Origin of the sequence: Bacillus cereus group sp. BfR-BA-01524 (assembly GCF_022662595.1) — a bacterium.
GTDB lineage: Bacteria > Bacillota > Bacilli > Bacillales > Bacillaceae_G > Bacillus_A > Bacillus_A thuringiensis_S.
The window spans coordinates 12,389-32,529 of the sequence record NZ_JAKUDW010000030.1; the positions used below are offsets into that span (position 1 = coordinate 12,389).

The window sequence follows — 20,141 nt, forward strand, 5'->3', positions numbered from 1 at the left end:
TTTCATTTTGAGCATTTCACTACGCATTTTTCATAAGTAAATATATAATAGGATGTACATTAAGATTGAGAGGTATATTCTATGATCAAGTTAAGTGTATTAGACCAATCACCTATTTCAGATGGTAGCACAGCAGCCCAAGCTTTTTCACATACAGTTACGCTTGCACAAGAAGTTGAAAAACTCGGATTCACACGTTTTTGGGTATCCGAACATCATAATTCCGTAAGCTTAGCTGGTTCAAGTCCAGAAATACTTATTTCTCATATTGCCGCGAAAACGGACCGTATTAGAGTCGGTTCAGGTGGTGTTATGTTACCGCATTATAGCCCATATAAAGTCGCTGAGAATTTCCGCGTTTTAGAAGCACTGTATCCAAATCGAATCGATCTCGGTGTTGGTAGAGCTCCTGGTGGTATGCCAATAGCAACTCGCGCACTTCAAGAAGGGAAAATGGTCTCACTTGATCAATATCCAGAACAAATTGCAGACGTTGCAATGTACATACATGATCAAGTACCAGAAAACCATCACTATGCAAACTTAAAAGCCACTCCAGTTATCCCAACATCTCCTGAAATGTGGATGCTCGGTTCTAGCGGAGAGAGCGCTAAAATTGCTGCAAACAACGGAGCTTCTTTCGCATTTGCACAATTTATTAATGGCTTCGGAGGCCCTGAAGTTATGAGGGCTTACCAAGAACAATATCAGCCTTCATTTTTAGGAGATAAACCAAAGTCAATCGTTTCTATTTTTGTTATATGCGGAGAAACAAATGAAGAAGCGGAAAAAATTGCTTCTAGTTTGGATTTATCAATCTTATTATTAGAGCAAGGAAAACGAACTACTGGTACACCTTCTATCGAAACTGCTCAAAATTATTCATACAGTGCTTATGATTTATTCCGTATAAAAGAAAATCGTCAACGTATGATTGTTGGTGATCCGTCTTCTGTAAAAGAAAAAATAATAAATTTAAGCAAAGCATACAATACTGACGAATTTATGATTGTCACGATTACCCATCAATTTGAACATAAATTAAAGTCTTATCGCCTACTAGCAAATGCTTTTAATTTATAACTCTAAAAAGAGATGCATCACATACGATGCATCTCTTTTTCTTACTACTTATTGTTTTTATTTCCTATATATTCAATAGCTTCTTTTAATAGTTCATCAAAGTTAATAGGATAATCATGATCTAAGTTAGGCACAACTTTATACTTATGTTTTATATTCTTATCTCTTAATAATCGTACAAATTGCTGCGTGGACTCGAAACAATCTTCATCTTGATCCCCGCATACTATATATCCTTTTATATGTTTATCCTGCAGCACTCTTAGCAACTCATCCCATTCTTCAATCTCAGGAAGCCATGGTGCCATAAAAATAAAACCATCCACATCTATATCTTTTTGTAAAATCGTATATAAAGCTACTCTTGTCCCTGCAGAAAAACCACCAATGATTACATTTTCTACTGTATGATTTTCTATAAACTTATTGTAATGCTCTTTTAATTCCCCTTTCCCTCTCTCAAGATTATCCCAAACAAATCCATCTGAAAACTGAATTTGTGAAGACTGTGGTAAAGCTAACGTGTAATCTTGTGTCAAAACTGATTTCCAATATGGCTCTACTATTTGAATATTTTCTTGGTCACCGTGTAATGTAAGTAGTAGATTTCCCTCTTTCTTGCTGTATATATATTTCACGTCTGGTCTTTCCGATTTATGTGCTAATTCTTCTCTTTCTTTACATAATTGAACCATTGTATGAAATTCTTCAAATTTATGTAGTGATTTTAAATCATCGTCCGAAATTAAATACTCATTTCCATACCAGAACCCCTTTTCTATAATGGCCTCTCTCATTAAATGTAATGCTTCTTTTTCAAGTCCCGATGCACTTGCGAGCGCATACTTAAAATTATATATTTGCGCCTCATTCCCTATTACACCTGTAGCATTTTCCATTATATAATTGTACGCTTCAAAACTTCCTTTATTTGCATAACAGCGTAACGTTTCATTTAATAATTGAATGTAAGTCATACTATTTTTCATATACCAATTCCCCCGAAACCTATTATAATATTTATTTTTCAAATCTTTATATCATTTTGTATAGCCCACGCTAACAATACCTTATTCTCAGAATGTTGCTTAATAGTTACTCTTCCCTTTCCAATATATTTAGTATAAATAAGAATAAACTGAAAAATCGATATTTTAACAAACAAAAAAAGACAACAATATATGTATTGTTGTTTTCATTACGTCTACCCGCTCTTTTGTTTTTTTCTATCTGGTTTACTTGAAACTAAATAATGTTTTTCTGAAATATATAAGTCTCTTTTTAAGCTACGATTTAAGTAAGGTCCTAGTTTCATTCCGCATATGAGGCGATCTTCGCTACCTTCAACAATTGGGAACATTTCTTTTTCTGTTACGTATTGATCTACTGCCTTTTGTACGACATCAATTTCTTTCACTAGGTTTAAATTTTCTGCTGTATGTTCAAATACCTCAAGCGTTTCCTTCGTTATGAGAAAATCATTTGTTGGAAATGCAGGTAAATATGGTTTTAACAAATCATAATTTACTGTATAATCTTCATTTACTAATACTGTATAAACGATATTAGCATTCGTTTCTAAAAACTGAGCCATCGCTTGTTCTAATTCATCTTTCGTAATTTCCCGCTCTTCTTTTCCAGTTCTGAAAAAGCGAAACATCGCATCGCCTCCTTTTTACTATATTATAGCATAAAAGAAAACTGAAAAATCATAAAAAACCCATTGAAATAATTTTTCAATAGGTTTTATATTTTTTATCGTTATTTTAAGAATGCACTTAGCATCCATACATGTTGTTCTAATGTTGTATGAATTGCTAACAGCATGTCAGCTGATGTTTCATCGCCAGCTTCACCCGCAACTTCCATACCTTCTTTTAATTCTTGAATAAGTGCAGAATAATCATTCACTAATGTTTGCACCATTTCTTCTGCAGATTCTTTGCTTGTCCCTTCGCTGACACTAGATGTTGCAAGATATTCTTTCATTGTCGCTAACGGTTTACCTTCTAAAGCTAAAATACGTTCTGCTAACTCATCAATATACGTTCCAGCTTCATTATAAAACTCTTCAAATTTCTCATGTAATGTAAAGAAGTGTGGCCCTGTCACATACCAGTGATAATTATGTAGTTTCACATATAACACATTCCAGTTTGCTACCTGCTTGTTTAATACTTCAACAACATTTGTTTTCGTACTCATACAATCCACTCCTCTTATCATTTTGTAATGTTTATCTTTTAATAACCTAATTACATTTTACCATACATTCCCTTTCCTTTCGAACAATCAGCTTATATGTAACAAAGTTTTAACACCTTTAATACTTCCCTAATATCATTTAATTCATGTATTTTTTCAAACACTTCATACGTCTAATTGTCCAAGCTCATACATATGCATAATAGTACATCAAGCTCATCATAGTAGAAAGAGGGATAACATGGACAATCAACAATGGCAAGTAGCAAAGAAAGTAGCTGCTACTTATATCGGAACTGTCGTTGGAGCTGGATTTGCTACTGGACGAGAAATTGTTGAATTTTTCACAGTGAATGGATTATACGGGACAATTGGCATATGTGTAAGTGGATTTTTTTTTATTTGGCTCGGCACAAAGATGATGTTACTTTCAACACAAATCGGGGCATTTTCAGCGCAAGAATTTAACAAATATTTATTTGGGGATGTATTTGGGAATGTTGTAAACACATTATTATTACTCGTTTTATTCGGCGTAACGAGCGTTATGTTATCAGGGGCTGGTGCAGTATTTGAAGAGCAACTTCGCTTACCAAGACAACTCGGTATTCTCATTACAGTTATCGCTTGTCTCATTATAAGTAGCCGCGGATTACAAGGTGTTTTTGAAGTAAATACACTTGTCGTACCTATTATGATGATTTTTATTATCGGACTTGCTATTACAACCTTTTTTCACGGTACACCTTCCATTAATAACACTATTCCTGCAGAGAGTTGGAATATGAAATGGATTACTAGCCCTATTACATATGTCGCCTTAAATCTTTCTCTCGCCCAAAGTGTTCTCGTCCCATTAGCCAGTGAAGTAAAGGATCGAAAAGCCATTTTTTGGGGTGGGATTTTAGGTGGTGCTGGACTTTCTTTAATTTTATTATGCAGCCATTTAGCAATCTTATCAGTCGATCAATTTTATCAATATAACATCCCAATGGCTGAAGTCATAAGAAGATTTAATGCAACTTTTCACTTCTTCTTCGTTCTCATTATTTTCGGTGAAGTTTTCACAACTTTAGTTGGTAATGTGTTCGGAATGACAAAACAGATGCAATCTATTACCGGGTGGAAAAATAACAATATTATTTTCTTCATTTTACTAATTAGTTATTGCTTTAGTTACATCGGTTACAGTGACTTACTTCACATTCTATATCCTATCATCGGATGGGTAAGTATTGTTATACTTCCAATCATTGCGTTTAAACAACTTCAAAAAACATAAAAAAGCATCCATGTTATTGGATGCTTTTTTATGTTCATTCACAATCATCACATACTTCCCAGTACGGCCCCATTTCTAATGCTAAATATGGCTTTAATTGCAACCGAATCATTCGACTAGGCATGCGCTCTAAAACAAATTGAATACCTTCTTCATCTTCGTCTAATTCAACTTTTGAAATCACAATTCTTTGTATAGTCGTAATGGGAATTCCATCTTTATATAAAGTGATTTTCACCTCATCGTATTCATTAAAATACAATTCGACACTCATTTGATTTTTCAGTATTTCATCAACAATTTTATATGTATCATTTTGTTCTTGGATTATATATTTCCATCCGCCTCTATCTTCTTTCGGAGCTGTTTGAAATAATGTCTCCAAATCCTCGTATAGCATAAGATAACCCCTCTCTTACTAAAAAACGATGAGTATTTTATATACCCTTTATCTCTATCACTATCCATAGCTATTGTACCATATATCACCGTTCTTACCGTATTCATTTGCTTTATAAATACTTATAAAATAACTAACTCTATCTCCATTATTATGTATATTACCTCATTACTCCATACACTCTTACAAGTTCAAATAACATCAGACTTTAATCCATACAAATATTGTCTACTCTCTTCTTTTATTAGCTCACAGCATTCACACTTATATATAAATAAAAAAGGAGCGTGACTTATACCACTCCCCTTAAAAGAACTTCCCTATAGCTGCTAAAACTAATACGATTATTAAAATTGCAAATAATAATGAGACAATGAAACTAAAAATAGGTAACGCTTTCTTTTCATTCTTCTTAAATAGTAACTTTAAACTAAGAAAAATATTTACTGGTACAAGTATAAAATAAAAATATTTAACAATTTGTACCGAGCTATTCGAAAGTGTTTTTAATATAAACACTTCAATTAGAAAAACAATAAAAAATGAAATACTTAGCCAAAATGAGACGTAACTAAGCCAAGAATGTCTTTTTGTCCCCCAATACACTCCCATAATACTCTCCTTTTATTTGTATTCTATACGTTAATAATTATACACAAAGCTAACAAATACCTCTATTTTTCGACAAACATTATGCAAAATGCCATTTTAAACGTCATAAAGGAAGTCTACATCCCTATTTGATTTTACACAATAAAACAGACTACCCTCTAGTGGCATAATGCTACTAGGGGATAGTCTGTTCTCTATTAAACTTTAAATCTGTCAATTAGTCCTTGTAACTCTTCAGCCATTTGAGATAACGTGCCCGCTGCGGATCCAATTTCCTCCATCGAAGCTAGCTGTTCTTCAGCTGAAGCCGCAACATTTTGTGTGCTTGTCGCATTATTTTGCGCTGTCATTGCAATTTGTCCTACCGAGATAGATACTTCATTTGCCCCTTTTGACATTCCATTAGCCGTTTCAACCATCGTCTTAATTTGATTAGCTATTTCATTTGTAGATTGTAAAATTTCAGCAAAGTTTTGCTTCGTTTCATTTGCGATAACAAGTCCAGATTGAACTTCCTCATTTACATGATTCATAGATTTGACTGTCTTACCCATATCATCTTGTATTTCACATATTAATTTACTAATTTCACTAGAAGATACGCTAGACTGCTCTGCCAATTTACGCACTTCATCTGCAACAATTGCGAAACCTCTTCCATGCTCACCGGCTCTTGCGGCTTCAATCGCCGCATTTAGAGCTAGAAGGTTTGTTTGATCTGCAATATTTTGAATTACTTCTAAAATATCACCAATTTGTTTTGATTTATTATTTAGTAATTGTATAACTGCATCTGATTGTGACACAGATTCTGCAATAGACTGCATCTGGTTTACTGTTCTTCCTACTAGTTTCCCACCATCTTCTGCTTTTTCACGAGTATGTGCAGAAGCCGTATTAATAGATGATGAACTATTTGCTACATGTTGAATTCCTTCCGTTACATCAAACAGTAACATAGCGCCATTTTCTACGCTTGTTGTTTGCGTCGTTGCCCCACTTGATATTTCATCCATTGCGATTGTGATTTGCTCAGTCGCTTCACTTGCTTGCCTTACACTTGCAGTTAGCTCTTCTGATGCCGCTGCAACATGCCCAGCTGAATCGTTAATTCTTCCGATTAACGTCCGTAACGAATTCGTCATCTCATTAAAGCCTTTAGCAAGTTGGCCGATTTCATCATTAGAATGAATTTCAATTGTTTGCGTTAAATCCCCCTCACTTATTTCTTTAGAGGTAACAACTAATCTCTTTAAAGGCTTCGTAATTGAAAGTGTTACAAAATAAATAAGTGCTCCACCTATTACTAATGAGATAAGCATAACAATTAACATATTATAAAATACAGGTTGAGCAGCTTCAATTACTTCACTTGAGTACATAGTCCCACCAATTTTCCAACCTGTTTTTACATTTGTAGCAAATACCATATTCTTTTCACTACCGCCATAAGAATATGAAAAAGCACCGTGATTATCTTCATAAATTTTCTTTGCCCAAGAATCAGCCGCTTTTTCCCCTGATTTTTCTTGTGGATGAGCAATTATTTTTTGCTTTCCATCTAAAATGAAGGCATATCCTTTTTTACCAATATTAATTAACTTTGATGTTTTTAATAAATTATCTAAACTTAAATCTAGCGCAACAACCCCATTTTTATCTTCTGTTTGTTTTGCGATTGTTACGACAATATGTCCATTTCCTTTTGCCTTATATGGCTCAGTAACAACAATACCACCTTGTTTTGCAACCGCATCTTTATACCAAGAACGCTCTGTTGGATCATAGTCTGCTGCCATTTGTATATTTGGTTCTTGTACAAATTTTTTATCATTTCCGGCAACATATACTTGTTCAATATCTTTATTTAAATTTATATATTGAGATAACATTTTTTTTAATTCATCCTGATTATCTCCTTGATACATATTCCCCTGAATCACCCGTGCAAAATTATTCACATCATTAAATTTTGCATCAATCATTTGATTGATTAAATTATCCAGTATTTTTATATTGTCGTTGGCACTACTCTTAATTTGCGATTCAAAATTCTTTTTGGCTGTTTGATAAGACATGCCTCCGATAATAGATACAGCCGCAATTAAAATTACAAAGAATGAAATTAATAGCTTTTTTGCTACTTTCATATCACGAAACAAATTTAATAGTTTACCCATTATGAACCTCCTAATTTTCAAATTTAAAAGTTAAATTGAGTTAATTATGAATATTTCCCAATCCCTAATTATTATTTTCATAACCTATTATGATGAATACTTTGTAAAGTTTAAACAATTAATTTCCCTTTGTCTATATATATAAATAATATTATTATAAAATTTACAAATAGAAAAAACCAAAGGGGCACCCTTTGGTTTTTACATTTTTTTATGTTGTTTAGAAAGCTTTTTCCACTTATCACGCTCTGCTCTGGCAAGGATTGCATCTTGTTTTCTCATAAAATACGCCAGTTCTCTTTGTAATTTTTTATAGCTTTTCAAACGATCTATCGTAATAAGTCCGTTATCAATTGCACTATGCACCGCGCATCCTGGTTCATTCTCATGCTTACAATCACGGAAACGGCATGTTGTCGCAAGTTTTTCAATATCAGAGAATGTTGTTTGAATCGCTTCGCTTCCTTCCCAAAGTTGCAATTCTCTCATGCCGGGAGTATCAATTACGAGAGCGCCACTTGGCAATTGAAATAACTCTCGATGCGTTGTAGTATGCCTCCCCCTACTATCCTCTTCACGTATATCTCCCGTTTTTGCTACCTCAATTCCTATTAGCGCATTTAACAAAGTTGACTTTCCTACCCCTGATGACCCAACTAAAGCAATTGTTTTCCCTGAAGAAACGAATTGTTTCAACGAATCAATACCTGTATGCTCTAAACTATCAACAACGAAAATAGGAACACCAATTGCTATAGCTTCCGTTTCTACAATTTTCTGTTCTACATCATTACATATACTACTCTTTGTTAAAACAATAACTGGCATAGCGCCACTTTCATACGCTAATAATAAATAACGTTCCATCCTTCTAACATTAAAATCATGATTAAGTGCATTTACTAAAAATAAATAATCTACATTTGCTGCTATTACTTGTTCTTCTGTTCGAGTACCAGCCTCTTGTCTAGAAAAAGAGCTTCTTCTCGGAAAAATACGATGAATGATAGCTTTCTTTTCATTCTCTATTTTCTTTATATACACCCAATCACCAACAGCTGGATAATCTCCCTTCGTTACTGCTTCATGCCGAAACTTTCCAGACAGTTCTGCCATATATTCACCGTCATTACAAATAATTCGATATATATGCTTATGCTCAAGTAAAATACGCCCTACTTCAAAGTTCTCTACAGCTTGTTCCTCAAAAAAAGAATCCCAGCCATACGATTCTAAAATATTTTGATTCAAATTGATATCCTCCCTAGTTTAAGCTAAGTGGAAGGATAGTGCGCTCACTTATATCGTTTCGCCCTTTCCATCCACCTTTGTATTTGGTTTATTATTCATATAAGTTATTTTCGCCATAATACATCACCCCGTTCTTATTTTAATTACTCTCATTATATGGAATTCTCCTATAAAAAGCTACATCATTTAACGCAATTTTCAAATAACTTGTTTTTGAGCATTCTAATTTGTCCTCGGTGACTAATTTCATCTTCTAGCACATGAAACCAAAGATAGTGCTGGTTATATACTACACCGTTAGGCCACTTTCTTTCTGACATGAGCCACTCATTACCTTGTTCACTTAAATACTTCAGAGATTCTTCTCGAACACTTTGTAGAAGTTGTACATAATACTGTATTTCATGACCACAGATCGCTCTACCTGCTTCCCCTAAATACAATGCATCTTCCCATATTTCTAATTCTTCTTTTGTAAAGTCACGATCTTGAAATGAAATAAGCTGATGAACTTTTTCAATAGCTGCTATATGCTTTAATAAGGCGCCAATTGAATTTCCGCTGCTCTGCATAATTAAATCTAATTGCTCAACTGATAAATTTTTTACTTCGCCTAATGTTACAGCTCTCGTATGCTCAAGCATGCTTACTAATTCCCCTATTTTTTTTGTATAACCATCTACACTTCTTATTCGATAATCTATATTCATATGACGCACCCCTTTCTGCATTCATATTATTGTAAAAATGATTCATATAATAGACTGAAATCTATCGGAATTTTCTGTTATAATTAAATTGAATACAAAATATACCCAAACAAACTTTCTCAATATGCTTATATGAAATATTAAAAGGAATCAATATAAAATAATCGAATCTTATTCACTAAAAGGAGTGGATTCGATGGAAATGTATCAATGGCTAACCGCTGTTCTCGTTGGTGGCATTACTGGCTTCGTTTCCCATCTAATCAATAACCAAGGTAAGTTATTGCTTCCACGCCGTTTGAAAACTTTTTTTCACTTTGGATTTTTAACTGATGTTTTTACCGGTAGCCTAGCTGCACTTCTTGGACTCGTTTTATTCGATGTCACCGCAATAAAAGAAATTATAAAAGTATCCATTGTAACTGCTATTTCCGGTCAAACTTTCTTACTACATCAAGCTCTTGGTGGCGAACAGGCTAAAAATACACAAATTGGGAAAGCTGATGAGAAGATTCAAGAAATTGACAAATTATTGCGACGTTAATGTATACTTTCTTTTAAAATTATTGTTATAATGAGAAATAAATATTTTCTATTGCGTCGTTTGTCAGGAGAAAGGGTGTTTCGTATGACAAAAAAGAAAATAGAAGATTTCTTAACAAACTCCGAAAAAGAGGAACTGCTAGAAAACTATAAATGTTTACGAGAAGCCCGCACAAAAAGCGAAGCTAACTATTTTGGTGAAGCAGTAAACCATCTATTAAATAAAGCAAAACAACGAATTATTAAAGATGCAGGTATACATGATGAAAATGCTGCAACTGTTCAATCAAAGAGAAAAGCACTGTTTTAGCTACATTAGCTAAAACAGTGCTTTTTATTACAACATTTTTCACATTACTTTCACATCTATTTCACAATAATAAGTACTCCTATATGTTAAACTAGGTATATCCTTTTCCGAGGAGCTATATGCCGATATATAAACCCCTATCTATTTAGGGGTTTTTTATTTTCCCATAATTTTATTACAAATCCTTTTCAATCATACAGCTCAACGACGAATTATTAAAAATACAGCAACTAAGCAATCAAAAAGCAACTTTTAGACTTATCCTAAAAAATTGTTTTTTGATTTGCTAAAACTTTATGATGCAATTCCTTTTTCATTATCTTTACTAATGTTTTCACTTTTTCTAAACAGAAATAAAGCTACAACATATAATAACGCAGTAAAGCTACCTACTAGTATAAAATTGTGAGATGTTGCAAATAACATTCCTGCTATTACCGCACCAATCATTTGACCAATGTACATCGAGGCGTTAGCAAGGGCAGCACCTGTTCCCCGTGCTATAGTAGACATGTTTTGTAAATGTCCCATCATTAATACAAACAAAATTCCTGTCACAAAAAATAAAACAAAGAAAAAGAATTCAACAAAAATAAGATTCTTTAAATAGGGAAGTATTACATATAACACTGCCGTAAATACAATTCCAACATAGAAAGAAAGATTGTATCCAATTTTATTTACAAGTCTAGGGCCAAAAATATTACCAGCTAAATTTCCTAATCCTAGTACAAGCATAGCCGTACCTACTTCATGAACCTGTAAGCCAAATTGCATGGAAAGCCATACACCAAAGAATGAAAATGCAGCAAAATTTCCGGTTTGAAAAACAAAGTATGCAAAATAAGAAAGTGAAACCTTTGAATCTGTAAGTAATTGTTTATAACGCTGTAAAATAACTTTTTTATTTCCACCTATATGAACCGACTGTATTTCTGGTAATACAACATAAATAAGAATGACAAGTAGTGCTGATAATATACCAATGAAATAGAATGGGATTGTATAATGTATCGTTGCTAAATAAGCTCCTAGTGGCAGCCCTAAAATTTGAGAGATTGATAACCCTGCTGTTGCAACCCCAATTGCTTTCACAATTTGCTTTTTCTCTATAAGGAGCGGAATGGATGCCCACACTTGTGGAGATACAAAAGCTGCACTTACACCTGCTAAAAATCTAAATGTTAGCATCCATAAAAAACTCGGTGCAATTCCACACAAAAACGTACTTATTGCAAAAAAACTCATACCTAGTACCATCACTTTTTTTCTGTTTAATCCATCTGATATAGGACCAGCGATAAGCGCAAATCCAGCATACCCTAGAGCATACGAACTCACCATCCATCCTGACAGCTCAGTTGAAACATGATACACCTGTTGTAATGTCGGCAGCAGTGGTGAAATTAAGAAAGTATCTGTACCGATCATAAACATTATCGTGAAAAATACAGCTAGTACTCTGTTCATTTAGACCTTCTCCTTATATAAACAGAGGGTACTATCCCTCTGTTTCACTAATCTTCTAAAATAGATTGGATTTCTTTCATGACTCTTTCATTCAATGAAACGTGTACCGCTTTCACACTTTCTCTTATTTGCTCTGCCCGCTTTCCACCAGGTATAACAGTATCAATTCCTTCTTTATTTAATAACCATGCTAACGCTAAATGAGACACTTCAATATCATTTTCTTTAGCTAGCCCTTTTAACTTTTCCACTTTCTTAAAGTTACTCTTATATGTATTTTCTTCAAATAGATTTACATTTTGGCGCCAATCGACTTTGTTTAATTTAAAACCTTCTGTATATTTCCCGCCTAATATTCCAAAAGCAAGAGGCCCATATGGAATAAATGAGATACCCGCTTCTATACAATACGGCAACAGTTCTTCCTCAGCCGTACGTTCTAACATATTGTACGGAGATTGTACAACATCTATATGACCATGTTGGTTCGCTTCTTTTAATTGTTCTATATTTACGTTCGATATTCCAATTGAACGAATTTTCCCTTCTTCTTTTAAACGAGTAAGCTCTCCGATTGAATCTATGTAACTTGTTTCAGGATTTGTAAAATGTAAATAATATAAATCAATATAATCAGTCTGTAATCTTCTTAAGCTATTCTCCACAGCATTTCTTAAATAACTTGGTTCATTGTTAATATACGTTTCTCCATTTAATAACGGTTGAATTCCACCTTTTGTAGCAAGTATAAACTTATGGCGTTTTCCCTTTAATACTTCTCCTACCAATTCCTCAGATCTACCGACACCATATGAATCTGCTGTATCAAAAAATGTAATCCCTTGCTGAATAGCTTCTTCTACTAATTGCTTTCCTTCTTCTTCATTCACATTAGCATATAAATTATGTCCCCCTACTGCATTTGTACCTAAACCCAACTTTGAAATATTTAATCCTGCCTTTTGCAATTTTGTATACTTCATTTTTTCTCCCCCTATATTTCTATTGTTCGAATATATTCGAACAATAGAAATATATCACTTTATATGTTATAGTGCAAATATCTTAACTTATACAAGTAGGTGAAATATGCGTACACTCTATCATCCAAATCGAGAAGAAATTCAATTTTCTTCTGTCTTATATGCACTTAGCGATCAAATTCGTTTACAAATTGTAAATATGTTACTAGAGCAAAATGAACAATCTTGTGGTGCTTTAAACATTCCTATTGCGAAATCAACTTTATCTCACCATTTCAAAGTTTTACGTGAGTCAGGTGTTATGTACACACGCCTTGAAGGAACACAACGTTTCATTTCAATTCGTGAAGAAGATTTAAATGCTAGATTCCCAGGTTTGTTACAAGTTGTATTACATGCGACAGAGCCATATTAAAAAACATCTCATATGAATATGAGATGTTTTTTAATATGGCTATTCTTTTAATAAATCTATTAATCCATTCCCTTCAGATGTACGTTCGTACCCTAAAGGTACAGTTCTTTTAATGAGTTGTGCATATATTTCCGGCTCTGATAACTTTCGACCGTATTCTTTCTCACACTGTTTAATGAGCAAGGCGAGCGCCCCAGCAACATGCGGCGTCGCCATGGAAGTTCCACTTAACACAGCATATTTCCCATCTGGATACGTAGATAATATTTCATCACCTGGCGCTACTAGATCAATTTCTTGATTTGAATTACTAAAACATGCAATCTTCCGCTCTAAATTAACAGCACCAACTTCAATTACCTCAGAGTAAGCACCTGGGAAATCTAGTTCCTCTGTTTCATCATCGCAATCTCCATTATTTCCAGCAGCACATACAACGAGAACATCCTGCTTTACCGCATTTTGAATTGCTTCATGTAATTCTGGAACATCTTGCGGACCACCAAGTGACATTGAAATAATGCTCACTTTCTCTTGATTCGGCCCTCTCCAATTTACAGCATAATGAATTGCCTCAATAATTTGCTCATAACTTCCAGAACCATCTCCCGCTAAAACTTTTAATACTAACATTTTAGCAAGTGGTGCAACTCCTAATACACCGACACCATTTTCAGTTGCGGCAATCGTCCCCGCTACATGAGTACCATGTCCGTTATTATCAAGATACACATTTGGATCAGCTTCATAATCTTTTGTGAAATTTCTTCCGCCGATAATACGATCCTTTAAATCTATATGATTAGTATCACACCCTGTATCTAATACGGCAACGACTACATCTTGCCCCTTCACACTTTTTTCCCATACTTGCGGAGCGTGAATCATTTGTACACCTGGTGGAATTTCATTTACTTGTTCTACCACCTTATTTACGGTAAACGGAATCAATTGTATACCTTTTTGTTTATTCACTGTACTACTCATCGTAATCCCTCCTGAAAATGTATTATTTTCATTTCAGACCACTTTTGAATACGTGTAAATGTAACATTCGTTTTATTCTTTTTGTTTTCCTTCTTTTCAAATATTTCTCAACATCATTTACTAACTCTATACTACTTTTTTATTTTCCCTATGATTTGTAGGAAGTAACACCCCATGTCGTTCAACTAATAACCAAAATAAGAGGACCAATTAATGGTCCTCTTACATTCTTTTAAAAGAATGATATGTAATTTGAAAAATAATATAAATTAAGACTAAACCTCACTCTTGTTTAAAAACTTTTCTATTTCTTTTACTAAATATTCCGCTCCCTCTATCCCAACAGTAATATTTCCATTAGCTAATGATATGTTCTGTTCTGAAACATCACCTGTGATTTGGCAAGCATTGTAAGGTTGATATTTTTGTAAAATGATTTTATCTGCTTCTACAAAAATTTCAAGCGGTGATTTGATTTGTATTCCCAATACATCGCGTAATTCTTTAGGGATAACAATTCGTCCTAATTCGTCTACTTTTCGAATAACTCCTGTTGCTTTCATATTTCTCCCCCCTTACTCTATATTAATTTTTTTCACCTCGCTTTTTCCATTTTATCACTTTTTGGCAATACTTGCCTCTTTTTAGAAAATTTTGTACTCGAGTTAAAAAAACACATTTAATGCATACGTAATCTCTCTTTCAATTGTTTTACATAACGGGATCTTATAAGTAAGAAGTATACAACTTGAATACCTATGAAAATACTTAATACAACTGTATTTTCTTTAAACAATGAGTACTCAAACATTTGCCCTAACGCAGTTAAGGCTACTGCCCCATGTAATGTTGCAACACCAATTGGAACGAAGAATAAAAGCGCCAATCGAATTGTAACTACCTTCGATAATTCCCCACTCGTCAATCCAACTTTTCGAATCATTTCGAACAAGCGAACATCATCCTCCAAATCGGCGAATAAACGGAAGTAAAGGAAACTTCCTGCACAAACGAAAAATACTATACCAATAAAGAAACCTACAAATAAAATCGGTCCTGCAATTTGTAAACTTTGGTTTTGTTCGTACTCTTCCGCACTAAACGTTGACTGTTCTTGATACGGTTTAATTTGATGAGTAAGCTCTTTACCAATTTCAATCTCATCTTTCGTTCTTTCAGTTTTATACATATAATCTTTTGTCTCTATAAATCCATCTTGTAATGAATCATATTGATTATTAGAGATTACATAAACATTTCCTCTTAATATTTTCCCCAATGAAGATGAAGTAACTTTTTTCACCTTTAAACTTTCATTCATATTGGGTAAAGTAATTTCTTTTCTTTCTTTCATCGCTGGCCCTGGTATATCAGCTGACAAAAATACAACCTCTTTATTTGCTACAGTATTAAATGGTTCTCCTGTTAACTTTGCATATTCCTTATAGTCTGATTCTTTTATAAAAGTGGCGCTTCTTAACGACTGTTCCTCCGTTTTCTTTGTCGAAATATTAGTTTTTGAAGCTGCTATATTATGTTTCTTTAATCCTTTGTCAATCATTTGTATATGTTGTGATTCGTTACTATTCCCTTGCTTAGAATGGTAATGAAACGCAATTGGTCTCTCCATTATCCCTTTCGTCATGGATGCGAAGCCAACTAATGTCCCTATTGCTGAAAATGCTACAGTAGAAATAATGGTTACAATAAAGAACATTCTTGCGTTATCTCTCATGCGATACGCTAAATCTGATAACGTAATAATATTAGTCTGTGTCCAATAGAAACGTTTACTTTTTTTACATAATCGAATAATAAAGACACTCAGCTGCTTATACAACAAATACGTCCCAATAATAACTACCGTTGTAACAGGAATCATCATAATAAATACCATTGCGCCATGCGATAGAAGAGCTCCTACATAGCCAGCACTAAGCAATACTACTGCTAATATTGAAGAAATGATTGATGCTTTCGGTTCCGGTTTTGCCTCTGCTGAACCTCTAAACAACTTCATAATTTTATTTTTACGAATCATTCCTGCACTAAACAATGATATGATCATAAATAATATGAAAAACATAATACTCGTTACAACAATTGCTTTCATCGGTATGTAATAGGATAAGGAGATATCTAGTTTTAATATCATCGGGGCGACAAATATTAATACCCCTGAAAATAACATACCTGAAAGAATACCAAAAATAATTGCCCCTATTCCAATCATAATATTTTCAAAAAAGATAAGACGCTTTAATTGATATTTCGTCATACCTAGCATCATTAAAATTCCTAGCTCACGCTTTCTCGTTTTTAAAAACATTCCCATCGAATATAAAATAAAGAAGAATGTAAATAAGTAAATAATAGACTGTGCAAAAGACATACTTACGAATACGTACTGACCCAATTCTCCTGCACTTAATGCCGGATGAAACGCAAAAAATGAATACACAAAAAAGGCCATAATAGCAAATGCACTACTCAAAAAATAGGCTGAGTATGTCCGTCTATTTCGCGTTACATTCCGATATGCGAGTTCTCTAATGTTCATATTACTTCTCCGCCCTTCTTTCTACTAACTATGTTTTTATATTAGTAAAGTACGGAAATACCTTCCATCGATTCAAATGACAAAAACCTTACAGTTTTGAAAGGTTTAAAAAAATTGCTTATACGTAGTACTTTATTTATAATGACTACATTCATATTCATACACACATCCTATTGTATATTCGTTAGTTTTGCGAAATAATAAAGGATAGAAGTATGTACCATTATACATATAAACTTATTTACCGCTTTAATATGAATAGGAGGAAAACATAATGACATTACAAGAACAGATTATGAAAGCATTACATGTTCAGCCTGTAATTGATCCAAAAGTTGAAATTCGTAAACGAGTTGATTTCTTAAAAGATTATGTAAAAAAAACAGGCGCAAAAGGATTTGTACTTGGTATTAGCGGCGGCCAAGACTCTACATTAGCAGGACGCTTAGCACAACTTGCAGTTGAAGAAATTCGTAACGAAGGTGGTAATGTAACGTTTATCGCCGTACGTCTTCCTTATAAAGTACAAAAAGATGAAGATGATGCACAATTAGCATTACAATTCATCCAAGCAGATCAATCTGTTGCATTTGATATTGCTTCAACTGTTGATGCTTTTTCAAATCAATATGAAAACTTATTGGGTGAATCATTAACAGATTTCAATAAAGGTAACGTGAAAGCACGTATCCGTATGGTTACTCAATATGCAATTGGTGGACAAAAAGGGCTACTTGTTATCGGAACAGATCACGCTGCAGAAGCTGTAACAGGGTTCTTTACAAAATTCGGAGATGGTGGTGCAGATTTATTACCATTAACGGGATTAACGAAGCGCCAAGGACGTGCATTATTACAAGAGTTAGGTGCAGACGAGCGACTTTACTTAAAAATGCCAACAGCTGATTTATTAGATGAAAAACCAGGTCAAGCTGACGAAACAGAGTTAGGTATTACTTATGATCAATTAGATGATTATTTAGAAGGTAAAGCAGTTCCAGCTGACGTTGCAGAGAAAATTGAAAAACGTTACACAGTGAGTGAGCATAAAAGACAAGTACCAGCGTCAATGTTTGATGATTGGTGGAAATAAATAAAACATAAAAAAGAAGCTAATCTCATTTAGCTTCTTTTTTATATGTTAACGATATACCCCTACTCTTTTCTCCAATAAATCTTGCAGGCAATCTTCATGCTGTTTACAAAATAACGGTGGCATGTCGTCTAACGGGAAAAACTTCAAATCCAACGTTTCATCACCATCTACTTTTTTGTCGCCTCCAACTATTGAGAATGAAAAGAACATCGTAATTGACTGTGCCTTGTCTCCATTTGGATATGATTGAAAATATTTTGTATACACTCCAATAAGCTCATTTATTTCTACATCATACCCTGTTTCTTCTTTTATTTCTCGGATTGCAGTTTCCGCAGCCGATTCTCCTATCTCCATTGCGCCACCTGGAAAGCCCCAAGCGTTAAAGTCTCCTCTTTTTTGCAGTAATACTTCTCCTTCTTTATTAAATACACTACCACCGGCAAAGTTTAAGAAAACATAATCATGCCCTACTTTTTCACGTAATTCTTTTATATAATTGGCCATTCTCTTTCCCCTTTTCATACTTCTTCTATCGCTATTTCTTATCTTTTTCAAGCAATTCAATAATTCGATCTAGCTTCTGGTTCATATTAATCACGTGGTGTTTCTTTGCAGCACTGCTTTGTAATACTCTTCTAATAAACAAAGTAAATGATATGAAAAACAAAACGATAAGTCCGATTACTAAACAAGTATATATCAATGTAAAAATATTACTTTCGAACAAGTTCATTCAGCATTCACATCCTCTCCTTTTTATTTTATCACATAATTCCCAATATTTTAAAGTGATCAACAAATATAAAAAGAGCATCTTTTACAGATGCTCTTTCTCATTTCTTAATACGTAAATGTAATTGTCGCCAATGAATAACCCGCCAGTGCACTATAAGGTGCTACTTGATAAGACACATGCTTTGCACCTTTTGGCCAATTTATTTCATTTAATACTTTCTTTATATCTTGCATCGTTCCATCCATGGATTGCTTATACCGTACTTCTACTTTTTCTGGTTTTGCTGCAAACTTTTGCTGCAACTTTTGCTTAAATTCATTATAATTTTCTGCTCCGTATTCTGCAGATAAGTATTGTAAATTTGTTTCTTTTAACATTTGCTCATATATGATAGTTTTTGAGCTACCAGCTTTTATTTTATTTGTTAATTCACCAAAATAACTTGTAGTAGCCGCTGGATATTTGCTACGATCCCATTCGTGATCTTTACTTAACTGTTCGTCAGACATATTAAAATATGAGTAAGTTATACGCCCTGCTTTATCTGGTACTGGATCATCAAATGTAGTATCTAGGTGATACCATTTGTTTTCGATGTTCACTAAATTCCACGCGTGAGCTTGTCCATTTCCTGTGCCTGTTACAATATGGTTTTGAATACCTGCCTCTTTTAACAACTCATACGTTAATAAAGTATATCCTTGGCAAACGGCAGAACGATTCGCTAACGCTTCATATGCTGTATACGCTTGATAAGACGTATCATAAGACACATGCTTCACAACGTAATCGTGAATAGCTTTTACTTTCTCATGCTCATCCATCCCTGGTTTTACAATTGATCCAACAATTGCTTTCGCCTGCGCTTTTACATATTGAGTTTGTTCTTTTGATTCACGGTATTTTACTTGCAGTGTAAACGTATAGTTCCCTGGCATTCCTTTAATAGAATATCTAGTAGACGCTACATTATATTTTACATACTCATCAGCATCTACAATTTTATTAAACTCACCATACAATTGATCCATAATATTTCTAGCATTTCTATCTTTTGTTTTATATGTGATTGTAATATTTTCTTCTCGATTATCAATCTGTTTTTTTAATTCTTTTCTGAAATCATCTAATAACTTTACATCTGATTGTGCTGTCACTGCAGTCGGATTTGTAGCTGCATAAGATACAGATGACGCTTGTAAGCCTCCCATTACTATAGTTGAACAAAGTGCGGCAGCTGTCACATACTTGCTTGTCTTTCCCATCTTGTCACTCCTTACATTCTATAACTATACGAAAAAGTATCGTATAGTTT

Annotated in this window: 22 protein-coding genes and 1 pseudogene; 6 read left to right on the top strand and 17 right to left on the bottom strand. The window is 33.8% G+C overall.

What is annotated here, in order from left to right:
- Positions 1 to 81: 81 nt before the first annotated feature.
- Positions 82 to 1,083 carry an LLM class flavin-dependent oxidoreductase gene (locus MR170_RS12980; protein ID WP_016081972.1) on the top strand — a complete coding sequence of 334 codons (1,002 nt, stop codon included), beginning with the start codon at positions 82 to 84 and terminating at the stop codon, positions 1,081 to 1,083.
- Between the two features lie 44 nt (positions 1,084 to 1,127).
- Here MR170_RS12980 and MR170_RS12985 read toward each other — a convergent pair whose 3' ends face one another.
- From MR170_RS12985 to MR170_RS12995, 3 genes are all read right to left on the bottom strand, one after another.
- Positions 1,128 to 2,072 (bottom strand): alpha/beta hydrolase, encoded by a 945-nt coding sequence (locus MR170_RS12985; protein WP_242308390.1) that lies wholly within the window; start codon positions 2,070 to 2,072, stop codon positions 1,128 to 1,130.
- Between the two features lie 215 nt (positions 2,073 to 2,287).
- Positions 2,288 to 2,743, bottom strand: a complete 456-nt coding sequence (locus MR170_RS12990) for a DUF3939 domain-containing protein (protein WP_000488209.1) — start codon at positions 2,741 to 2,743, stop codon at positions 2,288 to 2,290.
- Positions 2,744 to 2,844: 101 nt separating this feature from the next.
- Positions 2,845 to 3,288, bottom strand: coding sequence for a Dps family protein (locus tag MR170_RS12995; protein WP_000105199.1), 444 nt, complete (start codon positions 3,286 to 3,288; stop codon positions 2,845 to 2,847).
- Positions 3,289 to 3,529: 241 nt separating this feature from the next.
- Here MR170_RS12995 and MR170_RS13000 point away from each other — a divergent pair, with 241 nt between their 5' ends.
- Positions 3,530 to 4,570 carry a YkvI family membrane protein gene (locus MR170_RS13000; RefSeq protein ID WP_242308392.1) on the top strand — a complete coding sequence of 347 codons (1,041 nt, stop codon included), beginning with the start codon at positions 3,530 to 3,532 and terminating at the stop codon, positions 4,568 to 4,570.
- Positions 4,571 to 4,604: 34 nt separating this feature from the next.
- On the opposite strand, the gene MR170_RS13005 is transcribed toward MR170_RS13000, so the two are convergent.
- The 6 genes and pseudogenes from MR170_RS13005 to MR170_RS13025 form a co-directional block, all read right to left on the bottom strand.
- The gene (locus tag MR170_RS13005; RefSeq protein WP_000965063.1) at positions 4,605 to 4,970 is read right to left on the bottom strand and encodes a DUF3979 family protein; all 366 of its coding nucleotides are present in this window, start codon (positions 4,968 to 4,970) and stop codon (positions 4,605 to 4,607) included.
- Between the two features lie 306 nt (positions 4,971 to 5,276).
- Positions 5,277 to 5,582 carry a hypothetical protein gene (locus tag MR170_RS13010; RefSeq protein WP_000539571.1) on the bottom strand — a complete coding sequence of 102 codons (306 nt, stop codon included), beginning with the start codon at positions 5,580 to 5,582 and terminating at the stop codon, positions 5,277 to 5,279.
- 197 nt (positions 5,583 to 5,779) lie between these two features.
- On the bottom strand, positions 5,780 to 6,727 hold the full coding sequence (locus MR170_RS32705) for a methyl-accepting chemotaxis protein (RefSeq protein WP_406566133.1): 948 nt from the start codon (positions 6,725 to 6,727) through the stop codon (positions 5,780 to 5,782).
- Positions 6,722 to 7,762 (bottom strand): annotated as a pseudogene (locus MR170_RS32710) (HAMP domain-containing protein); the annotation flags it as partial. The gene MR170_RS32705 and the pseudogene MR170_RS32710, both read right to left, overlap by 6 nt.
- A 201-nt stretch (positions 7,763 to 7,963) precedes the next feature.
- The gene (gene rsgA, locus MR170_RS13020; RefSeq protein ID WP_043935047.1) at positions 7,964 to 9,013 is read right to left on the bottom strand and encodes a ribosome small subunit-dependent GTPase A; all 1,050 of its coding nucleotides are present in this window, start codon (positions 9,011 to 9,013) and stop codon (positions 7,964 to 7,966) included.
- A gap of 182 nt (positions 9,014 to 9,195) precedes the next feature.
- Positions 9,196 to 9,723 (bottom strand): DinB family protein, encoded by a 528-nt coding sequence (locus MR170_RS13025; RefSeq protein ID WP_242308394.1) that lies wholly within the window; start codon positions 9,721 to 9,723, stop codon positions 9,196 to 9,198.
- 196 nt (positions 9,724 to 9,919) lie between these two features.
- Between MR170_RS13025 and MR170_RS13030 the strand changes: the two genes are divergently transcribed.
- Together MR170_RS13030 and MR170_RS13035 are read left to right on the top strand one after the other, a co-directional pair.
- Positions 9,920 to 10,267 carry a DUF4257 domain-containing protein gene (locus MR170_RS13030; protein WP_000426321.1) on the top strand — a complete coding sequence of 116 codons (348 nt, stop codon included), beginning with the start codon at positions 9,920 to 9,922 and terminating at the stop codon, positions 10,265 to 10,267.
- Positions 10,268 to 10,351: 84 nt separating this feature from the next.
- Positions 10,352 to 10,576, top strand: a complete 225-nt coding sequence (locus MR170_RS13035; protein ID WP_000162602.1) for a hypothetical protein — start codon at positions 10,352 to 10,354, stop codon at positions 10,574 to 10,576.
- A gap of 294 nt (positions 10,577 to 10,870) precedes the next feature.
- On the opposite strand, the gene MR170_RS13040 is transcribed toward MR170_RS13035, so the two are convergent.
- Entirely contained in the window at positions 10,871 to 12,046 is a 1,176-nt protein-coding gene (locus MR170_RS13040) for an MFS transporter (protein WP_242308395.1), read from the bottom strand.
- A gap of 47 nt (positions 12,047 to 12,093) precedes the next feature.
- On the bottom strand, positions 12,094 to 13,029 hold the full coding sequence (locus MR170_RS13045; protein ID WP_242308396.1) for an aldo/keto reductase: 936 nt from the start codon (positions 13,027 to 13,029) through the stop codon (positions 12,094 to 12,096).
- Positions 13,030 to 13,135: 106 nt separating this feature from the next.
- On the opposite strand from MR170_RS13045, the gene MR170_RS13050 reads away from it, so the two are divergent.
- Positions 13,136 to 13,444: an ArsR/SmtB family transcription factor gene (locus MR170_RS13050; protein ID WP_242308397.1), complete on the top strand. Its 309-nt coding sequence runs from the start codon at positions 13,136 to 13,138 to the stop codon at positions 13,442 to 13,444.
- Between the two features lie 39 nt (positions 13,445 to 13,483).
- Here MR170_RS13050 and MR170_RS13055 read toward each other — a convergent pair whose 3' ends face one another.
- The 3 genes from MR170_RS13055 to MR170_RS13065 all read right to left on the bottom strand — a co-directional run bounded on the left by MR170_RS13055 (position 13,484) and on the right by MR170_RS13065 (position 16,991).
- A complete protein-coding gene (locus MR170_RS13055; RefSeq protein ID WP_043935044.1) occupies positions 13,484 to 14,431 on the bottom strand; it encodes a serine protease in 948 nt (315 codons plus the stop codon).
- 275 nt (positions 14,432 to 14,706) lie between these two features.
- The gene (locus tag MR170_RS13060; protein ID WP_000648324.1) at positions 14,707 to 14,994 is read right to left on the bottom strand and encodes an AbrB/MazE/SpoVT family DNA-binding domain-containing protein; all 288 of its coding nucleotides are present in this window, start codon (positions 14,992 to 14,994) and stop codon (positions 14,707 to 14,709) included.
- Between the two features lie 116 nt (positions 14,995 to 15,110).
- A complete protein-coding gene (locus tag MR170_RS13065) occupies positions 15,111 to 16,991 on the bottom strand; it encodes an FtsX-like permease family protein (RefSeq protein WP_242308398.1) in 1,881 nt (626 codons plus the stop codon).
- 274 nt (positions 16,992 to 17,265) lie between these two features.
- On the opposite strand from MR170_RS13065, the gene nadE reads away from it, so the two are divergent.
- A complete protein-coding gene (nadE, locus tag MR170_RS13070; protein ID WP_000174904.1) occupies positions 17,266 to 18,084 on the top strand; it encodes an ammonia-dependent NAD(+) synthetase in 819 nt (272 codons plus the stop codon).
- A gap of 48 nt (positions 18,085 to 18,132) precedes the next feature.
- Here the strand turns inward: nadE and MR170_RS13075 are convergent, their stop codons facing one another.
- The 3 genes from MR170_RS13075 to MR170_RS13085 form a co-directional block, all read right to left on the bottom strand.
- A complete protein-coding gene (locus tag MR170_RS13075; RefSeq protein WP_016081980.1) occupies positions 18,133 to 18,594 on the bottom strand; it encodes an NUDIX hydrolase in 462 nt (153 codons plus the stop codon).
- A gap of 31 nt (positions 18,595 to 18,625) precedes the next feature.
- Positions 18,626 to 18,823: a DUF4083 domain-containing protein gene (locus MR170_RS13080; RefSeq protein ID WP_001048102.1), complete on the bottom strand. Its 198-nt coding sequence runs from the start codon at positions 18,821 to 18,823 to the stop codon at positions 18,626 to 18,628.
- Positions 18,824 to 18,930: 107 nt separating this feature from the next.
- Positions 18,931 to 20,091, bottom strand: coding sequence for a transglutaminase domain-containing protein (locus MR170_RS13085; protein ID WP_242308399.1), 1,161 nt, complete (start codon positions 20,089 to 20,091; stop codon positions 18,931 to 18,933).
- Positions 20,092 to 20,141: the final 50 nt, after the last annotated feature.

Coding starts and splice junctions, on each gene's coding strand:
- MR170_RS12980 (WP_016081972.1), top strand. CDS start 82: ATGATCAAGTTAAGTGTATTAGACCAATCACCTATTTCAGATGGTAGC.
- MR170_RS12985 (WP_242308390.1), bottom strand. CDS start 2,072: ATGAAAAATAGTATGACTTACATTCAATTATTAAATGAAACGTTACGC.
- MR170_RS12990 (WP_000488209.1), bottom strand. CDS start 2,743: ATGTTTCGCTTTTTCAGAACTGGAAAAGAAGAGCGGGAAATTACGAAA.
- MR170_RS12995 (WP_000105199.1), bottom strand. CDS start 3,288: ATGAGTACGAAAACAAATGTTGTTGAAGTATTAAACAAGCAGGTAGCA.
- MR170_RS13000 (WP_242308392.1), top strand. CDS start 3,530: ATGGACAATCAACAATGGCAAGTAGCAAAGAAAGTAGCTGCTACTTAT.
- MR170_RS13005 (WP_000965063.1), bottom strand. CDS start 4,970: ATGCTATACGAGGATTTGGAGACATTATTTCAAACAGCTCCGAAAGAA.
- MR170_RS13010 (WP_000539571.1), bottom strand. CDS start 5,582: ATGGGAGTGTATTGGGGGACAAAAAGACATTCTTGGCTTAGTTACGTC.
- MR170_RS32705 (WP_406566133.1), bottom strand. CDS start 6,727: ATGACGAATTCGTTACGGACGTTAATCGGAAGAATTAACGATTCAGCT.
- MR170_RS13025 (WP_242308394.1), bottom strand. CDS start 9,723: ATGAATATAGATTATCGAATAAGAAGTGTAGATGGTTATACAAAAAAA.
- MR170_RS13030 (WP_000426321.1), top strand. CDS start 9,920: ATGGAAATGTATCAATGGCTAACCGCTGTTCTCGTTGGTGGCATTACT.
- MR170_RS13035 (WP_000162602.1), top strand. CDS start 10,352: ATGACAAAAAAGAAAATAGAAGATTTCTTAACAAACTCCGAAAAAGAG.
- MR170_RS13040 (WP_242308395.1), bottom strand. CDS start 12,046: ATGAACAGAGTACTAGCTGTATTTTTCACGATAATGTTTATGATCGGT.
- MR170_RS13045 (WP_242308396.1), bottom strand. CDS start 13,029: ATGAAGTATACAAAATTGCAAAAGGCAGGATTAAATATTTCAAAGTTG.
- MR170_RS13050 (WP_242308397.1), top strand. CDS start 13,136: ATGCGTACACTCTATCATCCAAATCGAGAAGAAATTCAATTTTCTTCT.
- MR170_RS13055 (WP_043935044.1), bottom strand. CDS start 14,431: ATGAGTAGTACAGTGAATAAACAAAAAGGTATACAATTGATTCCGTTT.
- MR170_RS13060 (WP_000648324.1), bottom strand. CDS start 14,994: ATGAAAGCAACAGGAGTTATTCGAAAAGTAGACGAATTAGGACGAATT.
- MR170_RS13065 (WP_242308398.1), bottom strand. CDS start 16,991: ATGAACATTAGAGAACTCGCATATCGGAATGTAACGCGAAATAGACGG.
- nadE (WP_000174904.1), top strand. CDS start 17,266: ATGACATTACAAGAACAGATTATGAAAGCATTACATGTTCAGCCTGTA.
- MR170_RS13075 (WP_016081980.1), bottom strand. CDS start 18,594: ATGGCCAATTATATAAAAGAATTACGTGAAAAAGTAGGGCATGATTAT.
- MR170_RS13080 (WP_001048102.1), bottom strand. CDS start 18,823: ATGAACTTGTTCGAAAGTAATATTTTTACATTGATATATACTTGTTTA.
- MR170_RS13085 (WP_242308399.1), bottom strand. CDS start 20,091: ATGGGAAAGACAAGCAAGTATGTGACAGCTGCCGCACTTTGTTCAACT.